14 protein-coding genes and 2 pseudogenes are annotated in these 18,248 nt (G+C 48.8%); 9 read left to right on the top strand and 7 right to left on the bottom strand.

Annotation, left to right across the window (positions count from 1 at the left end):
* Positions 1-2: 2 nt before the first annotated feature.
* The 7 genes from FEN17_RS00390 to FEN17_RS00360 all read left to right on the top strand — a co-directional run bounded on the left by FEN17_RS00390 (position 3) and on the right by FEN17_RS00360 (position 7,946).
* Entirely contained in the window at positions 3-1,361 is a 1,359-nt protein-coding gene (locus tag FEN17_RS00390) for an enolase C-terminal domain-like protein (protein ID WP_138363345.1), read from the top strand.
* Positions 1,362-1,465: 104 nt separating this feature from the next.
* Positions 1,466-3,358: an SGNH/GDSL hydrolase family protein gene (locus FEN17_RS00385; protein WP_205748079.1), complete on the top strand. Its 1,893-nt coding sequence runs from the start codon at positions 1,466-1,468 to the stop codon at positions 3,356-3,358.
* Between the two features lie 125 nt (positions 3,359-3,483).
* Positions 3,484-4,569, top strand: a complete 1,086-nt coding sequence (locus FEN17_RS00380; protein WP_138363344.1) for a sensor histidine kinase — start codon at positions 3,484-3,486, stop codon at positions 4,567-4,569.
* Positions 4,570-4,574: 5 nt separating this feature from the next.
* Positions 4,575-5,645: a sensor histidine kinase gene (locus tag FEN17_RS00375; RefSeq protein WP_229208628.1), complete on the top strand. Its 1,071-nt coding sequence runs from the start codon at positions 4,575-4,577 to the stop codon at positions 5,643-5,645.
* Complete coding sequence (locus FEN17_RS00370; RefSeq protein WP_138363342.1) at positions 5,642-6,439, top strand: LytR/AlgR family response regulator transcription factor; 798 nt, start codon at positions 5,642-5,644, stop codon at positions 6,437-6,439. The genes FEN17_RS00375 and FEN17_RS00370 overlap by 4 nt, the downstream gene beginning before the upstream one ends.
* Positions 6,440-6,479: 40 nt before the next feature.
* Positions 6,480-7,316, top strand: a complete 837-nt coding sequence (locus tag FEN17_RS00365) for a chromate resistance protein ChrB domain-containing protein (protein ID WP_138363341.1) — start codon at positions 6,480-6,482, stop codon at positions 7,314-7,316.
* Between the two features lie 78 nt (positions 7,317-7,394).
* Positions 7,395-7,946, top strand: coding sequence for a hypothetical protein (locus FEN17_RS00360; protein WP_310589740.1), 552 nt, complete (start codon positions 7,395-7,397; stop codon positions 7,944-7,946).
* 115 nt (positions 7,947-8,061) lie between these two features.
* On the opposite strand, the gene FEN17_RS00355 is transcribed toward FEN17_RS00360, so the two are convergent.
* From FEN17_RS00355 to FEN17_RS00335, 5 genes and pseudogenes are all read right to left on the bottom strand, one after another.
* A complete protein-coding gene (locus FEN17_RS00355; protein WP_138363340.1) occupies positions 8,062-8,538 on the bottom strand; it encodes a DUF6252 domain-containing protein in 477 nt (158 codons plus the stop codon).
* Between the two features lie 192 nt (positions 8,539-8,730).
* A pseudogene (gene arsN2, locus FEN17_RS00350) lies at positions 8,731-9,120 on the bottom strand (arsenic resistance N-acetyltransferase ArsN2); the annotation flags it as partial.
* A gap of 54 nt (positions 9,121-9,174) precedes the next feature.
* Positions 9,175-9,579: pseudogene (locus FEN17_RS00345) on the bottom strand (arsenate reductase ArsC); the annotation flags it as partial.
* 12 nt (positions 9,580-9,591) lie between these two features.
* A complete protein-coding gene (locus tag FEN17_RS00340) occupies positions 9,592-10,464 on the bottom strand; it encodes an arsenite methyltransferase (RefSeq protein WP_138363339.1) in 873 nt (290 codons plus the stop codon).
* A 48-nt stretch (positions 10,465-10,512) separates the two neighbouring features.
* Entirely contained in the window at positions 10,513-10,842 is a 330-nt protein-coding gene (locus tag FEN17_RS00335; RefSeq protein ID WP_138363338.1) for an ArsR/SmtB family transcription factor, read from the bottom strand.
* Between the two features lie 179 nt (positions 10,843-11,021).
* Here FEN17_RS00335 and FEN17_RS00330 point away from each other — a divergent pair, with 179 nt between their 5' ends.
* Positions 11,022-11,993: a c-type cytochrome gene (locus FEN17_RS00330; protein WP_138363337.1), complete on the top strand. Its 972-nt coding sequence runs from the start codon at positions 11,022-11,024 to the stop codon at positions 11,991-11,993.
* Positions 11,994-12,128: 135 nt separating this feature from the next.
* Here FEN17_RS00330 and FEN17_RS00325 read toward each other — a convergent pair whose 3' ends face one another.
* A complete protein-coding gene (locus FEN17_RS00325; protein ID WP_138363336.1) occupies positions 12,129-12,503 on the bottom strand; it encodes a LytR/AlgR family response regulator transcription factor in 375 nt (124 codons plus the stop codon).
* A gap of 142 nt (positions 12,504-12,645) precedes the next feature.
* Entirely contained in the window at positions 12,646-15,108 is a 2,463-nt protein-coding gene (locus FEN17_RS00320) for an ABC transporter permease (protein WP_138363335.1), read from the bottom strand.
* A gap of 286 nt (positions 15,109-15,394) precedes the next feature.
* Between FEN17_RS00320 and FEN17_RS00315 the strand changes: the two genes are divergently transcribed.
* Positions 15,395-18,247 (top strand): PAS domain-containing sensor histidine kinase, encoded by a 2,853-nt coding sequence (locus tag FEN17_RS00315; protein WP_171037794.1) that lies wholly within the window; start codon positions 15,395-15,397, stop codon positions 18,245-18,247.
* The last annotated feature ends 1 nt before the right edge of the window (position 18,248 follow it).

Below are 18,248 nucleotides of genomic sequence, written 5' to 3'. Positions count from 1 at the left end.
TAATGAAAGAAGCTACAAACGACGCGCGCAGAAATGCGCTGAAAATGCTGGGTACCGGGTCGGCGGCGGGCTTATTTGGCTTGCTGGGCGGTCCTTCCCGGGCTGAGGCCAGGGAACATTATACCACGCCGGATTACCAAAAAGGCATGGCGCCGGTGAAGATTAAAAGCGTCAAGGCGATTGTCACGGCGCCGCAGGGTTCCAATTTGATCGTGGTGAAAGTGGAAACTACCGAGCCGGGATTGTATGGTCTTGGCTGCGCGACATTTACCCAGCGGGCGATGGTGGTGATACCCGCTATCAATGTGTATCTCAATGAGTTTTGCGCCGGGAAAGACGTGGACAACATTGAAGATATGTGGCAGGCGGCCTATGTGAGTTCGTACTGGCGCAATGGTCCGGCGCTCAACAATGCATTGAGCGGGCTCGACGAGGCGCTTTGGGATATCAAAGGAAAACGCGCCGGGATGCCGGTTTACCAGCTTTTGGGCGGAAAAGTACGTTTCGCGATCCCCTGCTACACCCACGCCAATGGAAAAACGCCGGATGAAACGGCCGACGACGTGCAGCGCATTCAGGAGCGCGGCTTCAAATACATCCGCATCCAGCAGGGCGGCTACGGCGCGGTGGGCAGCACCGAGCAAAAGCCTGATTTCAAGGAAGCAGGTTTCGGCGGCCCGACGGATAATTATATGAATGAGCGCACTTACCTTAAATCGGTGCCAAAATTATTCGAAACCGTTCGCAAAAAAGTCGGGGATGAAATTGAGCTGCTGCATGATATTCACGAGCGGGTGCAGCCAATGGACGCGATCAATATGATCAAGGCTTTGGAAGAATACCGGCCGTTTTTTATCGAAGATCCGTTTTCGCCGGAAAATATGGGCTGGTTCAAACAGCTCCGCCAAAGCACCACGGTACCGATCGCGATGGGTGAGCTTTTCAACAACATCAACGAATTCCGCGACCCGATGGCAAACCAGTTGTTCGACTACATTCGCTGCCATGTTTCGCAGATCGGCGGCATTTCGCCTGCTATGAAAGTGGCGCGTTTGGGTGAATGGTTTAATGTAAAAACTGCCTGGCACGGTCCCGGCGATGTTTCTCCCGTAGGCCACGCCGCCCATGCGCACATTGACCTGGCGATCTGGAACTTCGGGATTCAGGAAGCTGTAAGTTTCAATGAGCAGACGCAAGCGATTTTCAAAGGCTGCCCGACGATGAAAAACGGATATATGTCGGTGAATGAAGTGCCGGGGCTGGGCGTGGATATTGATGAAAAGGAGGCGGCTAAGTATCCGATTACTTCGAAGTCTAACTGGCAGGTTCGTAGGTTTGATGGGACGATTATTCGGCCATAATGTTTCGAGCCACGAATACACGAATGTTCACGAATATCAATATTTATTCGTGTGACATTCGTGCATTCGTGGCTAAAAAAAGTGATGGCCATCAATTATAACAAATGATTAAATTCCGCCTCTTTCTTTTAAAAACGGTTACACTATTTATTCCACTGCTTCTACTTGGGCTTCTGGAAATTCTACTGCGGGCATTTGATTATGGCCATAATCTAGACGTTTTCATCAAAGCCCCAGACCACAAAGGTTACCTGGTCCTCAACAAATATGCCTCCGAGCGTTACTTCTCAAACCAGAAAAATGCTACGATTGGCAACTACGAGCCGTTTTTAGAAAAAAAAGATCCTGGTACGACGCGCATTTTTGTGCTTGGGGAATCTACGACGATCGGCTATCCTTACATGCACAATGGTTCGTTTCACCGGTGGCTGCAATATCGGCTGATGCATACATTTCCTGAGAAGAATTTCGAGATCATCAACCTCTCGCTTACCGCAGTGAATTCGTGGACAGTGCTTGATTTTGCGAAAACCGTCGTGGATTATGAGCCGGATGCGGTGCTGGTTTATACCGGGCATAATGAATATTACGGTGCGCTTGGCGCTGGCTCGGGAGGTAATGTTTTTGTAAAAAAGGTTTTGATCAAACTTCGTGAATTCAGGCTTGTGCAGCTGCTATCCAATGCATTTTCGGGTTTCGGTGAAATGGTTTCCGGGCATCAAGTGGACCTCCGTGAAAATCTGATGAAGCGCATGGCGGCGAATCAACAGATTTCATTTGGAAGCAAGAAGTATCAGGCTGGTATTGAGCAATTTAAAACCAATATGGATGCGCTCTGCAAGCTACTGAGCGACAGGAAAATCCCGCTGCTGCTCAGTAATGTGGTCAGTAATGAAAAGGATTTGAAACCGCTGCTGAGTCTGAAAGGAAATGCAGAAATCTCGGCTGATCAACATTACCAGGCCGGAAATGTTCTGCTTTCAAAAGGCGATTCGACTGGTGCCAAAAAGGAATTCGTAAGAGCAAAAGAACTAGACGTGCTGCGTTTCCGCGCGTCGGAAGCGATCAATGTTATAATTGAAGAATTGGTAAGAAAGTATCCCGGCATCACGCTGGTCGACTCAAAAACGATTTTTGAAAAACATTCAAAAAATGGCATTCTGGGCTCGGAGACGCTTTTGGAGCATGTTCATCCTAATTTGAAAGGATACGGTCTGCTTTCTGAAAGTTTTTATGAAGCATTAAAAAAGGCGCGGATAATCCCGGCTTCAAATGTGAAGGAATTTGATTTTAAAACATTACAAAAACAAATGCCGCTGACCACCGTCGATTCGCTGAAAGGTGCGTACGAAATCATGATTTTGAAAGAGGGCTGGCCTTTCAATGTGCCGATGCCTGCGGAAGAAAAGCGAGAGAAAACCCTGGAAGAAGAGCTGGCCGGCGCGCTGGTAGTGAAACAAATTTCCTGGCGGGAAGCGATGAACCGGCTGCAAAATCATTACGTAACAAGCCACGATACGGCCGCGGTTTTGAAAGTCGTAGAAGGACTTATCCTCGAAAATCCGCTGGAAATCCCTCTATATGATCAGGCAGGGAGGCTTTCGCAGGCATTAAATCAAAATGAAAAAGCAGTCACTTACCTCTCCCACGCATTCCGGAAAGAAAACAGTTTCGAGAGAGCGCGGCTGCTTTTTGTGGTTTTATTGAAAATGGACAAACCGGCCGAAGCCCTACCCTACATCCAATACGCCGCCGCCAATAACCAATCCAGATTCAACCTGAACGAGCTCCTCAATTTTGTCCAGCAACTCATCGCCGCAAAAGCGCAATTCACCAAAGACAGCACCAATGTGGCTTTGAGCAACCAGATCGCGCTGGGATATTTGAAGTTTGCAAACCAGGCGGCCGCGGAGAAATACGTGAGAAAATCTTTGGCGCTGGATCCCAAGAATGCAGAGGCGCGGAAGATGCTGGGGGTTATTCAGGCAGCGAAGTAAAAGTAGGTCGCGCAAAACAACCCAGCCCCCATTTCCAACAACTCACCTCCCATTTCTGCGGATTAAACTTTAACGATTTTCAATGTCGGCGGCGTACTGTTATTTTTAGGTTTTGAGAGTTTCTGATGGCGCTGCAAGTATTGTCTTTTGAAAAATACCTTGATTCCGTGCGGCGGAACCGGTTGCGCATTATTGTCACGTTCGTGATCCTTTCGCTGATGCTGCCGCTGGCAGGTTATACCTTTTGGGGCGCGGCTTATTTTTCAAACACCGCTATGCTTCTGGGCGGCGGCGCGGTTAATCTGGCTGCTTGTCTGGTCGCTTACCAGATCAGCCGACGCAGCACCGGGCTGATTTCCAATCTTTATCCCGATACCCATCAATCCATTTCGAGGGTACTTTCCTGGTTTCTCTTTTACGCCGGTGTACACGTGGCGATCCTGTTTTTCCTCGTCGCTATTTATGATCGTTTTACGGTTTTCGGCTATCATTTGAACATTTCACCGGCGTTGTGGGCGGCTTTTTCGCTTGTCGGCGGCTCGCTGGTGGGCGCCGGGCTGACGGAAATGTCTTACACTTTTGCGCAGTGGCGGATCAACCAGCACGAGTTGCAGCAGATGGAGCATTCGCAGCTGGAAACCGAGCTGGACATTGTAAAACAGCAGGTTAACCCACACTTCTTGTTCAACTGCCTCAATTCGCTCTCCATTTTAATCTCGGAAGCACCGGGTACCGCCGAGAAATTCGTAGACGAAATGTCGAAAGTATACCGGTACCTCCTGCAAGTGAATGGGGTGGAAAAAGAAAGCAGCCTGGTGTCGCTCGAAGCTGAGCTGCGTTTTATTAAATCCTATATATACCTCCTGGAAACGCGGTACGAAAGCGGCATCCGCTTCGATTTACAGATCTCGGAACCTTGCCTGGCCGGGCAGATTGCGCCTTTGACCATCCAGACATTGATCGATAATGCGACGCGGCATAATGTGGTTTCCGTACATAATCCGCTGGAAATCAAGATCCGCACTACGGCCACCGGGCAGCTGGAAGTCTCCAATAACCTGCAAAAGAGGGTCGTGAATATGCCTGTCAACAATGCGGGACTCGCCTCGCTGGTTTCGCGGTACAGGCTGCTTTTCAATGCGGCGGGAACTGTGCAGGTGAAGCAGGATGACGCCTCATTTACAGTCACTTTGCCTTTGATATACACATGACACACATGCTGCAAGTGACGTCGATCGGCCGGTTTATCTGGCTCAGCTTGTTTGGCAGGTGGATGTTCGCGCTGCTCGTGCCCTGGTTTGTGCCCACGATCAGCTACCTGCTCATCGGCGATCCTTATCTGGCCAGTTTCCAGAATTTTCTGCTGGGCACATTGATGATCCTGACCATGACGATCCTGGCGTTTGTCCCGCACGACTGGGCGGCGCAGTACATTGCCCGGAGATACCCGTCTTTTCACTCTTCCCTGAAAAGGGCATTTCTTACGGCGTCGGCTTTTTGCGTGCTTACCGGCGTTTACGTGACGGCTTACGCATTTTTCATCATTCATTTCCGCCCTTTGAATGCCGATCTGGATTTTTCAAAAATGGTCAATGTGTATCTTTTCGAATTTGTGGCCGTGCTGATGCTGACCTGTTTATATGAAGTCAATTATTCGCTGACGAAGTGGAAGGAGATTAAAGTAAACAAAGAAGCAATGAAAAAGGCCGGGATGCAGGGACAGCTGCAAAGTCTTAAAAGTCAGGTCAATCCGCATTTTTTATTTAACAGTTTAAACACATTATCGGCCCTGATTACCGACGAGCCGGACCGCGCGGAGCAATTTGTGGACGAAATGGCGCGGGTGTACCGCTATCTTTTACAAACCAACCAGCACGAACTCACAACGCTCTCGACTGAAATCCGGTTTATCCGCTCCTACTATCATTTGCTGCGCACGAGATATGACACCGGCCTGGAACTGGTGATCGACATTCAGGAAGCTGATATGGATAAATTTATACCGCCGCTGACCTTGCAGCTGCTCGTCGAAAATGCCGTGAAACACAATGCGATCCTGGAAAAAAAGCCGCTGCTGATCGAGATATGTTCGATAGAAAATAATCTTTTGAAGGTCCGGAATAATATGCTTGAAAAGTCGACGCCGGTGGTTTCTACGAAGCTGGGATTGAACAACATACGCGCCAAATACGAACTGCTCTCCGTGGATATGCCCACATTCGAGATTGAAAATGGACATTTCACCGTCATGCTTCCCCTACTCACCGAAAAACCCGAAAACAAATGAATGTCCTGATCGTAGAAGACGAAAAACTGGCCGTGCGCAAGTTGACAAAACTGCTGGAAGAAACTGCTCCTGAGCTGGTTATCAAAGGTGTTACCCCCAGCATTGAAGCCACTGTGGAGTGGATTTCGGAAAACCGGGCAAAAGGTGAGGAAGAGCCGGATATTATTTTTCTGGATATTGAACTGGCTGACGGTCAGAGCTTTGAAATATTCAATCGGGTAGAGATTAAAAGCACCGTCATTTTTACCACTTCCTACGACGAATATGCTTTGCAGGCTTTTAAAGTCAACAGTATTGATTATCTGTTGAAACCCGTACAAAAGGAAGATTTGCAGCGCGCCATCAAAAAATTCTACGATCTGACCCGCTCTGTAAAAACACAACCTGCCGAGCCGCTGCCTTCCAGCCTGGAAAACATCTTGAAAAGCCTTCAAAAACAGCAGCTTCCGCCCGAGTACCGGAAAAGGTTTCTGGTCAAACATGGCGCTCGGCTGCTCTCGGTGGAAGTTTCGGAGATCGCTTATTTTTACATTGAGGACGGTATCTGCATTTTTAAAAACCAACAGGGACAAAAATTCGTCGTGGATTACCGCCTCGACGACCTCGAAAGCTCCCTCGATCCCGATCGCTTTTTCCGCATCAACCGCGGCATGATGGTGACGCACCAGGCCGTGACGCAGATCCAGCCCTACTACAACAATCGCCTGGCACTCACATTGAAACCAGCATTCGACAAAGAAATCATTGTCAGTCGCGAGCGGGCGCAGGACTTTAAAAACTGGATGGGGAAATAAATTTATCTTTGACCAGACAAAAAAGAAAGAAATTGCCCACATGATCTGGATCACCCGCGAACGTCCAAAAATCGACCGGATAGCATGTCCCTGGCTTATCAAGCGGTTTATCGATCCCGAAGCGGAGATCATATTCGCTCCGGAAAACCTTGTGATCGACCTGGCCCAATCTACCGGCGGCACGCCTTTCGACATCCCGGGTGTGGCGTACACGCATTATGAAGACCGCTGCACGTTCGACTATTTTGTTGAAAAACACCAGATTACCGATCCGGCAATACTGGCCATGTGTCCGATCATCCGCGGAGCTGACACGGACGACCATTTGCTGGCGGCCCAGTCGGCCGGTCTATGGGCCATTTCGGCCGGGCTCGCTTACAACATTGCGGACGATCAGCAGCTTTTAGCACAGGGTATGGTCATTTATGACGCCCTGTATAGCTGGGCCAGGCATCTTCAATCGGTGAAACATACCCAAAGCCCCACTGAACAGTTGTTACTGGCGGTTTTGCACGCTTACACGGATTCTGCCAACCGCAAAAAACCGCCGGTTTGGGTCAGGGAATTGAAGGCAATGATCCAGGACCAGATCGACATGAACCTTGCCCTGAGCCTGACCGAACTCTCAGAGAGCCTGGCTGTTAACCCGGCTTACGTTTCCAGGACATTTGCCCGCTATTTCGATGATCTTTCTTTTGGAGAATACATCCGCAAGCTCCGGATCGACAAAGCGATCCAGTTACTGGAATCGACAAACTATTCCCTGACGGAAATAGCCTACCTGACCGGCTTTTCGGATCAGAGCCATTTTACCCGGATTTTTAAAAAACAAATCGGCAAAACGCCTTCCGAACACAGAAAATCACTTAAAAAGTAAAATCGGTTCTAACGCGGCAATTTGATTCTATTTTTAGGCTTTGTGAAACGGTAATCTTGGCATTTAAAAGATTACCGTATGAACATCAAAACAAATTCTACCAGTTTAAAAACCGGCTTGATTTTTATCATTTGCTGGTTTCAAATGTTTCTCGCCGCGCCCGGCATCAGCTTCGCACAGACAGCCACGCCTGTGACTACCTATCCAAAAATGGTGGGTTATCAGGGCATTCTGCATCCGATTTTGACGGTTGATAAAGCAGGTACCGAAACCAATTTCAGCGACTACTACGTGGTAGGATTTCCGATTGGGCTGAATCTCTGGAAGACGAAAAAATTGGGGTTTTCTGTTGAAATCATTCCTGTGATCCGCGCACAGCATGGCGACAGCCGGGTCGCTAATGTGGTTTTTCATCCCGGCGTACTGGTCAACCTGGGCCATGATTTCACGTTTGCAGGGCGAATTGCTTTTGAGACTTCGGGCAGGTATGGCGTGACACCGGTTTTTAACAAAATCGTCAAAAAGGGCGCTACCAACAGTTATTTTGTCGCTATCCCGCTGCCGGTCCGGTTTGGCAACAATCACCCGGTTTCGTTCACGGCGGGCTTACAGTTCGGGATTGTGTTTTAGCGGATTTAGAAAAGTAAAAATGCCCGCCCGGAAATCCGGACAGGCTAGCTAGTGTGCTCTGCGAAACAGGGTTCCTGACAACAGGGTTCCTGGCGACAGGATTCCTGGCAACAGGTCAGTTCCTGACATTTACGTTGAAACTTCCCTCTGTCAAAGTGCGTGTGATTTTGCCTGTTGCGTCCTGGGCCGTGAAGCTGAATGTGCCCATGATCTGCGTCGCAGTCTTTTTGGTGATGGTAACCGTGCCCGTACCGCCGTTTACGGTCGAAAGTTCTTCTTTGTTATAATTTACGATCCCGAAGTTGGTTGCGTTGATCGGGTGTGTGCCTTCGCCGAGTGTGTTTGGCAGTGCGATGGCGATGACGTCGCTGGTTTTGCTGTCCAATCCGTAGATCGTATAGTAGTTGGCAGTTCCGGGCGATTCGGCCAGTGCGTAAGCATAATCAGGGGCGTAAACTTTGCCGTCCACTTTTACTTTGAAACCCACCACTGTAGCAGGATCCGGGGTAACATCATCTGATTTTTTGCTGCATGAAGAAAAACCTAAAAGGGCAACGAATGCGAAAAACAATACAAACTGAGAAGCTTTCATGATAATAAGTTGATTTAGTTATGTGTTAAAAAGTTTTGTTAGTTGTTGGAAATCCGTCTGTGTTTCCGTTTGACATTTCAAAACTACTACATCAACTTACCCTTAAAATCACGACTGTTTGTAAGGGGCGTTTGGGTTTAAACGCGGCAGGATTTGGGTTAAATTTGGTTGGAATAAGAAAAGATCCATCGCTTAAAGAGCATGTTTCATTACAAACGATGACGCAGGGCAAAGCCCGCTGAACTGAGCGGTTTGCTGAATAGCTTCCGGCGCCTGAGCGCGGGTGATCGGGTGAAAGCCTTGGCGCAGAAAGTATTGATCGGCGGTGTTTGTAATGAGGTAAATGTCCTCAATACCGGATTCTTCTGCATGCCTTTTTATTTTCTGTAATAACTTTTCTGCAATGCCCTTTTTCTGAAAAGCAGGATCCACTGCCACGGAACGAAGCAGTCCGATTTTTCCGAACATTTCCAATCCTGCTATACCAACTATTTGACTTTCAAAATTGGCAACAAAGAAATTGGACAAACTTTCGGGCAGATCGGAGATTGGTAGAGATGCATTTTTGAGCATATTTTCAATAGCCTCCCGATCGTCCGGCGTGGCTGACCTTACTGTAATGTCCGATTGTTCGGTCAGTTTTGACGCGATAAAATTTTGTGAAAACGTTTTGATCTCGTCGCGGACCTGCCGGAAGGAAGTAAGCGCATCCACATTGGGCTGGTGTCCCGGGTCGGGAAAGCTCTGGTGGATCAGCTCAGCGGAAGAAGGAAAATGCGGACATTGTTCACGCGCGTTGTCGCAGACGGTAATCACAAAATCGAAAGCAGTGCCAGCGTACTCATCCACGTGATTGGACGTGTGGTGCGAAATGTCGACGCCATCTTCGGCCATCACTTGCACTGATAACGGATTGACGCCATGCGGCGCGACCCCGGCGCTGTAAACTTCGGCACGGTTTCCGGCGAATGCCTGTAAATACCCCTGAGCGATTTGTGAGCGGGCAGAATTGCCGGTGCAGAGAACCAGAATGCGTTTCATAATCCGAAAAGTTTAATTGCAGCAGTCAGGTCCGCAGCAGGATTGAACAGGTTTTTCAGCAAATACGGTCACACTAAAAATCCCGAATGACGGATGGTTTTTGTCCTGATTGCGGTATGCAGCAATTTCATTGTCAGTCAGATAACGCATAAAAACAGCATCAGGAATATGTATTTCTCTTTGCTTTTGCACAATGATATGGGTAAAACCGCAATCGGCAATCGTTTTGAGATACGCATCTTTTTGAATGGCGCCCGACACGCAGCCCGCATACATTTCAGCGTCCTGGCGCAAACCTTCCGGCAAATCGCCCAGCAACACAATGTCTGAAATGCTGAAATGGCCGCCCGGCTTCAATATCCGGAATGTTTCTGCGAACGCTTTCGCCTTATCCGGCACCAGGTTCATGACGCAGTTGCTGACAACCACGTCGGCCAGATCGTCGGGCAGCGGCATATCTTCAATGTCGCCGTATACAAATTCCACATTCTTGAAACCCCGCACTTTCGCGTTTTTACGTGCCCGGTCAATCATTGCGGGTGTCATATCCAGGCCGATCACCCGGCCCGTTTCGCCCGCTTCTGCTCTCGCTACAAAGCAATCATTTCCTGCGCCGGAACCGAGGTCCACCACGATATCTCCGGGTTTTATCTGTGCAAATTGTGTTGGCAACCCGCATCCAAGACCCAGGTCTGCATCCGCTACATAACCGTTTAATTTTTGATAATCTTCGGCCATCGCAATCGGCACATTTGCTTCCACATCCGCATTGCAGCAGGAAGTCGGTCCGCAGCAACCCTGACTTTCAAGCGTTGAAGTAGATTGTCCGGCGATTTCGCCATACTTCTGGCGCACAGTTTCTTTCAATTGATCAGCTGTTTCCATTTGTTTAATTGTAATATTGCGATAGATAAATCCAAAAAAATAGCCGCGCTAGTTGCAGCAGGTAACATTGGTAATCGTTTCAAACATTTGCCCGAATGTTTGTCTGGCTTCCTCCCACACTTCGGGGTTGATACAGTAGCATACACGCGGCGGGTTGATTTCGCCCTGAATGATACCGATCCGTTTCAATTCTTTCAAATGTTGGGAAACCGTTGCCTGTGCGAGATCCAGCTCATCCACCAGATCGCCGCAAACACAAGCCTTTCGTGCCACGAGCAACTGCAAAATGGCTACCCTGGCCGGATGCGCAAATGCCTTGGCCAGGTCGGCGATGCTGTTTTGCTGTTCCGTAAATACCTCTGTCTTTGTGGCTCCCATGTGCCAAAGATAGTAAAGGATTTATCAATCGCAATATTACGATACAAAATAAGAATATTTCCTCTCCTACAATTCATCCACTCATATTCTCACCTCATACAACGCAACATTGCCTCTGACGTACGCCAAAGCCATTTTTGTTTTGAAGTTTAATCTAAAAAAAACAAAAAGTGAAAGCTATGAAAATCATCGGCAAGGTGCTTGCCGGCTTGTTGCTCGTTATTGCGGCGGCATTGACCTACGTCAAACTTGCATTGCCCGACACCGGCCCTGCGCCGGACATTAAAATTGAAAGAACTGCCTCGCGCATTGAACGGGGTAAGTACCTGGCCAACAGCGTGACGGTCTGTATGGATTGCCACAGCACCCGCGACTGGTCGAAATACGCCGGGCCGATGGCTGCCGGCGGTTTTGGCGCTGGCGGTGAGGCATTTACCAAAGAAATGGGTTTCCCTGGAACATTTTACGCGCCCAACATTACTCCCTACGCCCTCGGCGACTGGACGGACGGAGAGATTTTCAGAGCCGTGACGACCGGGATAAATAAGGACGGAAAAGCATTGTTCCCGGTTATGGGCTACCACCGTTTCGGGCAAATGGATCAGGAAGATGTGTACGCGATCATCGCTTACATCCGCGAATTGCCGGAAGTAAAAAAGGACATTCCAGCCTCTGAACCGGAGTTTCCTGTCAATTTTATCATCAACACCATGCCCCACGAGGCGGCTTTCACCAAGTTACCTTCGGAACAGGACCAGGTTGCTTATGGCAAGTACCTCATCAATGCCACCGGCTGCGTGGATTGCCACAGTAAAACCGACAAAGGAGCGGTGATACCGGGCACAGAATTTGGCGGAGGAATGGAATTTGCCAGTCCGAACGGTATTTTAAGATCGCCCAACATTACGATGCACAAGGAAACAGGTATCGGCAAATGGACGAAGGAAGCATTCGTTGCGCGCTTCAAAATTTGCGCGGACAGCAACTATGTTTCTCCGACTGTGAATGCGGGTGATATGAACACGCCGATGCCGTGGACGATGTATGCCAACATGAAAACGAAAGATCTGGAAGCGATCTATGCTTATTTGAATACCGTGAAGCCAATTGATCATCAGGTGGTTAGGATGGAGAAGAAGGCAGCACATTGAAAACATTTCATTGTAGTTTTGGTAAAAGCGGGAAGCGATTTGCTTCCCGCTTTTCTTTTTGCTAAAAAAGTTGACGCACAAAAAAACCCGCAATCGTGACTGCGGGTTGGTAGCGTGTGTCTGGAAACCCTGGGCTTATTTGATAGCCAGTGTTTCGTGGGTTTCCCTAAGGCGCCGGCGTGCGATGGTAATGTCCTTGCCGCAGCTCAGCTGGATATGTGAGAATAATCTGGACTTAATGTGCTGACGATTAATAATGTACGATTTGTGGACACGTACAAAATCGTTTCCTACCATATCGTGGATGGTTTTCAAACATTTTGAGATCAGGTACCTGCCGTTTCTGGTGCAGGCAAATGTGTAGTTTCCTACGCCTTCAAAATGGGTGATTTCTACCGTCCTGATCGAAAATGCCCGTCCCATGTTATAGACCGTGATGGAAGTTTGGTTAGGGATTTCGATGGAGGGTAATGTGGGTACCGGGAACGTTTGATTGAGTAGCGCTTTCATTTTTGTTTGTTTTTCTTGGCTAATAATAAATTTGACTTTACAAAAATGGCCTCAGAACGCTGCCCTGGAAACTACATTCACGCTGAATTGAAATTTTAGCGGGTTGAATCTCACCAAACCGGTGGTCAATTGCATTTCACATTTACTCCGACCGCAGGCTCTTCACCGGGTTGACAAGTGCAGCCCGGAGGGTTTCGTAACTGACGACAAAAACCGTGAGGAGCGCTACAAGCAAAATGCTGGTCAGGAAAATGAATGCGTCGATATCGACCCTGTAAATAAAATCCTGCAACCAGCGGTTCATGGCAAACCAGCCCAGCGGGATCGCGATGAGACAAGCTACACCGAGCAGCCGGAAAAATGGCGTGAAAAGCAGCCGGAGGATTTGTAGCAGCGATGCACCCAATGTTTTGCGGATACCAATTTCTTTGGTACGCTGCTCGGCGAGATAGGATGAAAGTCCAAACAAACCGAGGCAGGCGATTAAAATGGATAAGATGGAAAATGACTTGAACATGGCCGACATCCGGTTTTCGCCTTCATACATTCTGCCGAATTCTTCGCTCATAAACCAATGTCCGAAACCTACGCCGGGCAGCTCCTGCTTCCACTTGGCCTCGATCTGGGCCGTTTTCTCCTGGAATTTGCCAACCGGAAGTTTCACATATAAAATGCGGTCTTCGGGATCGGGGCGGCAGCTGATTGCCAGCGGGGAAATGGCGTGGTGGATGGAGCGGTAAGGAAAATCGCGGACGATACCGATCACCGTACCTTCCCGCCGCGTACTATCAGAGGCGCCGGGGCGGTTGATGGTGAGCCGCATACCGAGCACTTTCTCCATCGGTAACCCCAGCGATTTTACAGCGCTTTCATTTAAAAGATAAGTAGAAGAATCGGCCGCACTTCCGATTTTGAATGTCCGCCCGGCGACCAGTTGCAGGTTAAACGCCTTGGGCAGATCGTAGTCCCCGCTCATTTGTCCCCATAAATGCGCTTCATTGCCTACCTCGGGAAAAACGACATCGTAATCCATCGAGCCAAAATAATCCTGGTTAGGCAAATGGTTCGCCAGCGTCACCACATCCAGTTCCGGATCTTCCTGAATCCTTTGTTTTAATGCTAAATACTTATTCAGGGATGCCATTCCCGACCACCGCACCGAAAGCAGCTGGTCACCGCTCAGGCTCAGCGCCGACTGGTGTATAAAATTCATCTGCCGAATCATGATAGCCGTCGAGACGATCAGCAAAATTGTGATGGTGTATTGCATGATGATCAGTCCCTTTCGCAATTTGTCGGAACCGCGGCCGCCCGCTTTGGCATTTTTTAAAACGGTTAAAGGCATTAACCCGGACAAAAACAGCGCAGGATAACTTCCCGATAAAAGCCCGACAAGCAATGTTGTACCGAATGTGAAAGCAATGAGCTTAACCTGCACCAAATGTGCCAGGCTGAAATGTTTCCCTGAAACATGATTGAATGCGGGCAGCAAAAGCACAACCAATAAAATTCCGATCACCATGGCGATGAATGCTGTAATCAGCGACTCGCTCAGAAACTGGCCGACAAGTTGCGCCCGCCTGCTTCCCAAAACCTTCCGCAGCCCGATCTCCTTCGACCGCCTCAATGCACGCGCCGTGGCGAGGTTCATATAATTAATGCTGGCGATGACGATAACGAGCAGCGCAGTACAGGCGAAAATGTAAAGGTACTTTTTGTCCCCGATCCGGCTGTTGTTGTAGCTCGACCGCAGTTCTTCCGTGAAATGCACATCTTTCAGCGGCATGATCATCGGATGGATAATGCGGTTCAAATCTTTCGGAAGGTTAGACTGAACCGTCCGGTTGAATGCTTTAACAATCCTGCTGATATCGGCGCCGGGCGTGGTATGCAGGTAACTCAGGAACCAGCCCGAGCCCTGGCCCCAGTTGTCCTGCCAGTTTTGTCCGTTCGAAGTCATCATATTCCGCAGCATGCCCATACTTACCAGATAGTCGGGCTGAATGTGTGAGTTGGCGGGGTAATCTTTCAGCACGCCTGTGATTGTCAGCGGGACATATTTATTGTCGGTCGCATAAATGTGGCTGAGCTCCAATGTTTTACCGACCGGATCCTGGCTGCCGTAAAATTGCTCAGCGATGGATTCACTTATGACAATGCCGTTTGGTTTGAAAAAAACCGTTTCAGGGTTTCCATATTTTAAAGGAAAATAAAAAACCTCCTTAAAATCGGACATCACCCAAAAAACATTCTCCGAAAGCAGGATCTTGTCTTTTTGCCGGTCGCGAAAAGAGGCGGGATAACCCAGCGAGATCAAGTGTGTGCCGCCTTTAACTTCCGGAAACTGGCTTTTTAAGGCATTTACCCAGGCACCAGGCGCATAAGCCGAGGAGTACTCTTTGCCATTCATTTTGTTTTTCGAACCCAGGATGTAAAGCTGGTCGGAGTCGGGATGAAACTGATCGAAGCCCTGTTCATCAATGATAAACAAGTAGATGAGCATGACGCTAGCGAGGCCGATTGCGAGCCCCATGATGTTCAGAAATGTGAAACCGCGCTGCTTTCGGAAGGTGCGCAGGGCGATCAGGAAATAGTTTTTGAGCATGGCTGGTCGGTGTTTTTTATAAATCTAATAACCGGTAAGTTTAGGATGCACCCCGACAATTGTTCAAGTTTTACCAAGTTTTATCACATTGATTTACAATAACTTGAATATTATTTCAAAGAAAATTAGCCGGCTAACCCTTTACGCTAAACGCCGTTGAAAATGCGGGACAGCTATGAAATTCCTGGGGTCTTGACAAAGTGTATCTTTTCAGGTATGGATTTTTATGCGAGGATATCTGACAGGATTATTCCTGCATTCTGACGATATTTTTACAGACCATTCAATGGCCACTTCGATAAAACCCTTCAGTCCTGACGATCAAACTGAAATCACGCGGCTGGAAGCTGCGCTGACTGCCGCGGGCGTAGGTACCTGGGAATTTAACCCGGAAAAAGATGAGTTCAAGCTTTGCGAACGCTTCAAAGCCATTTTTGGCTTTCCGTTCCAGGATACCATATCATTTAACGAGCTGCTGCAACAGATTTCCGAGGAAGACCGGGAGCTGGTCAGGTCCAGGACCGAGCAGGCTTTTGAAAAAGGGGATCTTTTCGATTTCGAATTCCGGATTGTAAGGGAAAAGGAAGGCGAACCGGTCTGGCTCAATTTCAAAGGGCAAGGCAGCTCAACTGCACATACCCTCGCCGGCATTGTGACCGACGTAACCAAATTTATCAAAACCACCCAAGAAACCGCCGAAGTTACCCGCCAGCTGCGCGCGCATGAGGCGGAACTGAACAAAACCATTCACAGATTTGAATCCCTGATTGCAGAAGCGCCGGTCGCGATTTGCCTTTTCACGGGAAAAGATATGATCGTGGAGCTGGCCAATGCGCCGATGGTGGGTTACTGGGGCAAGGATATGTCGGTGATTGGCAAACCGCTTCGGGAAGCGATGCCTGAGCTCGACGGGCAGCCTTTTCACCAGCTGCTGGCGGATATTCTGGTGACCAAACAGGCGCATGTTGCCAAAGATGCACGGGTCGATATTGAAGTCGATGGCGTGCTGGGCACCTATTATTTTGATTTTACCTATAAACCTTTGCTGGACGAAAACGGCGAGGTATATACCATTATCAATATTTCTATCGACGTTACCCAGCGTGTCCTTGCCGAGCGTGCGCTGCGGGAAAGTGAGAATAAGTTGCGTTCCATCGTCAACACGGCGCCAGTCGCGATCGGGCTTTTCGTAGGCCGCGACCTGATCATCGAAATGCCGAACCAGTCTTTCATCGACATTGTCGGGAAAGGACCGGACATTACCGGGAAATCTTTGAGCCAGGTCATGCCGGAGCTGGAAAGTCAGGCTTTCCTTGAAATCCTCGATGAGGTGTACACGACCGGAAAATCCTATAAAACTTCTGGTACCCAGGTGGAAATCGTGCGCAATGGTGAGTTGACCCAAAATTTCTACAACATTACTTATACGCCGATTTTCGACGAAAATGGTGAAGTATACGCGATTCTGGACATTGCGATCGATGTCACGGACAAGATGCAGGAGCAAATGAAGGTGGAAGAAAGCCAGATGCAGCTGCTCACTTTGTTTGAACAGTCGCCCGCTGCGATTGCTGTGATTGCAAAAGAAGACCTGACTTTCACGATGGCCAATCCGTTTTATGCGCGGCTGGTAGGCCGTACCGTGGATCAAATTGTGGGAAAACCCATGCGGAAGGCGCTTCCTGAGCTGGATGGACAAGGGTTTGACGCCATTCTCGAAAGAGTGATTGAAACCGGCGAACCGTTTATTGCTACGGAACAGTCGGTCGATTTGATGAAGGACAATGTACTTCAAACTTTATATGTGAACATGACTTACCAGCCAAAGCGTGATCTCGACGGTCAGGTTTCGGGTGTGCTGGTGGTGGCTACGGATGTGACGACACAGGTGGTTTCCAGACAAAAAATTGAAGATGCCGAAAATACCTTGCGCGGCGCGGTGGAACTGGCGGAGCTGGGCACCTGGCAGATAGATCTTTCGACTGGGATGATTGAAGTTTCAGACCGGCTGAAACATTGGTTTGGTTTGGGCGAAGAGGCTTTGATCACGCCTGAGCATGTTTTCGATGCGATCTACCAGCAAGATCTGGATCGGATACAGAAGAAGATTGCCACGGCGATCGCTGATCATGGTGACCAGATTTACGATATTGAATTCACCATTAAGCCCGGCGAAAAAAGGAACGAAAGAGTGCTTCATACGCAGGGTCTTGTTTTATATAATGCTGAAAAAGTGCCTTATAAGGTGATCGGAAGCGTACAGGATGTGACCGTGCAGCAAAAAATGATGCTGGCGCTGGAACAGCAGGTGCAGCACCGTACCGAAGAATTGGAATCGACAAACGAGGAATTGGCGGCCATCAATGAGGAATATATGGCTTTGAATGAAGATCTGAGCCTTTCCAATGATCTGCTTTCGCGCTCCAACGAAAATTTGCAGCAGTTTGCCTACATTGCTTCGCACGATTTGCAGGAGCCCCTACGGAAAATACAGTCGTTTGGAGATTTGCTTAAAAACCGTTTTGCGGGCAACCTGGGTGCGGGTGCCGAATACATCGATCGTATGCAGGCTTCTGCAAAACGCATGTCTTCTTTGATCGATGATTTGCTCTCGTTTTCAAGGGTTTCGACAAATAAAGACTTGACCACACCGGTAAACCTGGACGAGGTAATCTCCTCTGCCCTGCTCGATCTGGATCTGGCGATCCAGCAATCGAAAGCCAAACTGAGCATTGGCGCATTACCGACGGTGCACGGCGACAGTTCGCAGCTGGTGCAATTGTTCCAGAATATCATCAGTAATGCTTTGAAATTCCAGGAGCCGGATTCGACGCCGGTCATTAACATTTCGGCAAGAACAATTCCCTCCCAGGACCTGCCCGAGTCGGTAAGGCCCGCCAGGCAATGTGAAGCATACTATCAGATCGACGTGGAAGACAATGGTATAGGCTTCGACGAGCGGTATACAGACCGGATCTTCCAGATTTTCCAGCGTTTGCAGGGACGCAGCCAGTTTACCGGCACCGGCATTGGGCTTGCTATTTGTCAGAAAGTGGCCATCAACCACGGCGGCGCAATTACGGCTAACAGCCAGGTGGGCCAGGGCTCTACTTTTAAGGTATTTCTTCCGGTAGAATGAC

The sequence above is a fragment of the Dyadobacter luticola genome (assembly GCF_005860805.1).
In the GTDB taxonomy this organism is placed as follows: domain Bacteria; phylum Bacteroidota; class Bacteroidia; order Cytophagales; family Spirosomataceae; genus Dyadobacter; species Dyadobacter luticola.
The sequence above is the reverse complement of the archived record's forward strand: the minus strand, read 5'-3'. Positions and strand labels throughout refer to the sequence as shown.

Coding starts and splice junctions, on each gene's coding strand:
- FEN17_RS00330 (WP_138363337.1), top strand. CDS start 11,022: ATGAAAATCATCGGCAAGGTGCTTGCCGGCTTGTTGCTCGTTATTGCG.
- FEN17_RS00355 (WP_138363340.1), bottom strand. CDS start 8,538: ATGAAAGCTTCTCAGTTTGTATTGTTTTTCGCATTCGTTGCCCTTTTA.
- FEN17_RS00390 (WP_138363345.1), top strand. CDS start 3: ATGAAAGAAGCTACAAACGACGCGCGCAGAAATGCGCTGAAAATGCTG.
- FEN17_RS00360 (WP_310589740.1), top strand. CDS start 7,395: ATGAACATCAAAACAAATTCTACCAGTTTAAAAACCGGCTTGATTTTT.
- FEN17_RS00320 (WP_138363335.1), bottom strand. CDS start 15,108: ATGCTCAAAAACTATTTCCTGATCGCCCTGCGCACCTTCCGAAAGCAG.
- FEN17_RS00365 (WP_138363341.1), top strand. CDS start 6,480: ATGATCTGGATCACCCGCGAACGTCCAAAAATCGACCGGATAGCATGT.
- FEN17_RS00375 (WP_229208628.1), top strand. CDS start 4,575: ATGCTGCAAGTGACGTCGATCGGCCGGTTTATCTGGCTCAGCTTGTTT.
- FEN17_RS00385 (WP_205748079.1), top strand. CDS start 1,466: ATGATTAAATTCCGCCTCTTTCTTTTAAAAACGGTTACACTATTTATT.
- FEN17_RS00325 (WP_138363336.1), bottom strand. CDS start 12,503: ATGAAAGCGCTACTCAATCAAACGTTCCCGGTACCCACATTACCCTCC.
- FEN17_RS00340 (WP_138363339.1), bottom strand. CDS start 10,464: ATGGAAACAGCTGATCAATTGAAAGAAACTGTGCGCCAGAAGTATGGC.
- FEN17_RS00370 (WP_138363342.1), top strand. CDS start 5,642: ATGAATGTCCTGATCGTAGAAGACGAAAAACTGGCCGTGCGCAAGTTG.
- FEN17_RS00380 (WP_138363344.1), top strand. CDS start 3,484: ATGGCGCTGCAAGTATTGTCTTTTGAAAAATACCTTGATTCCGTGCGG.
- FEN17_RS00335 (WP_138363338.1), bottom strand. CDS start 10,842: ATGGGAGCCACAAAGACAGAGGTATTTACGGAACAGCAAAACAGCATC.
- FEN17_RS00315 (WP_171037794.1), top strand. CDS start 15,395: ATGGCCACTTCGATAAAACCCTTCAGTCCTGACGATCAAACTGAAATC.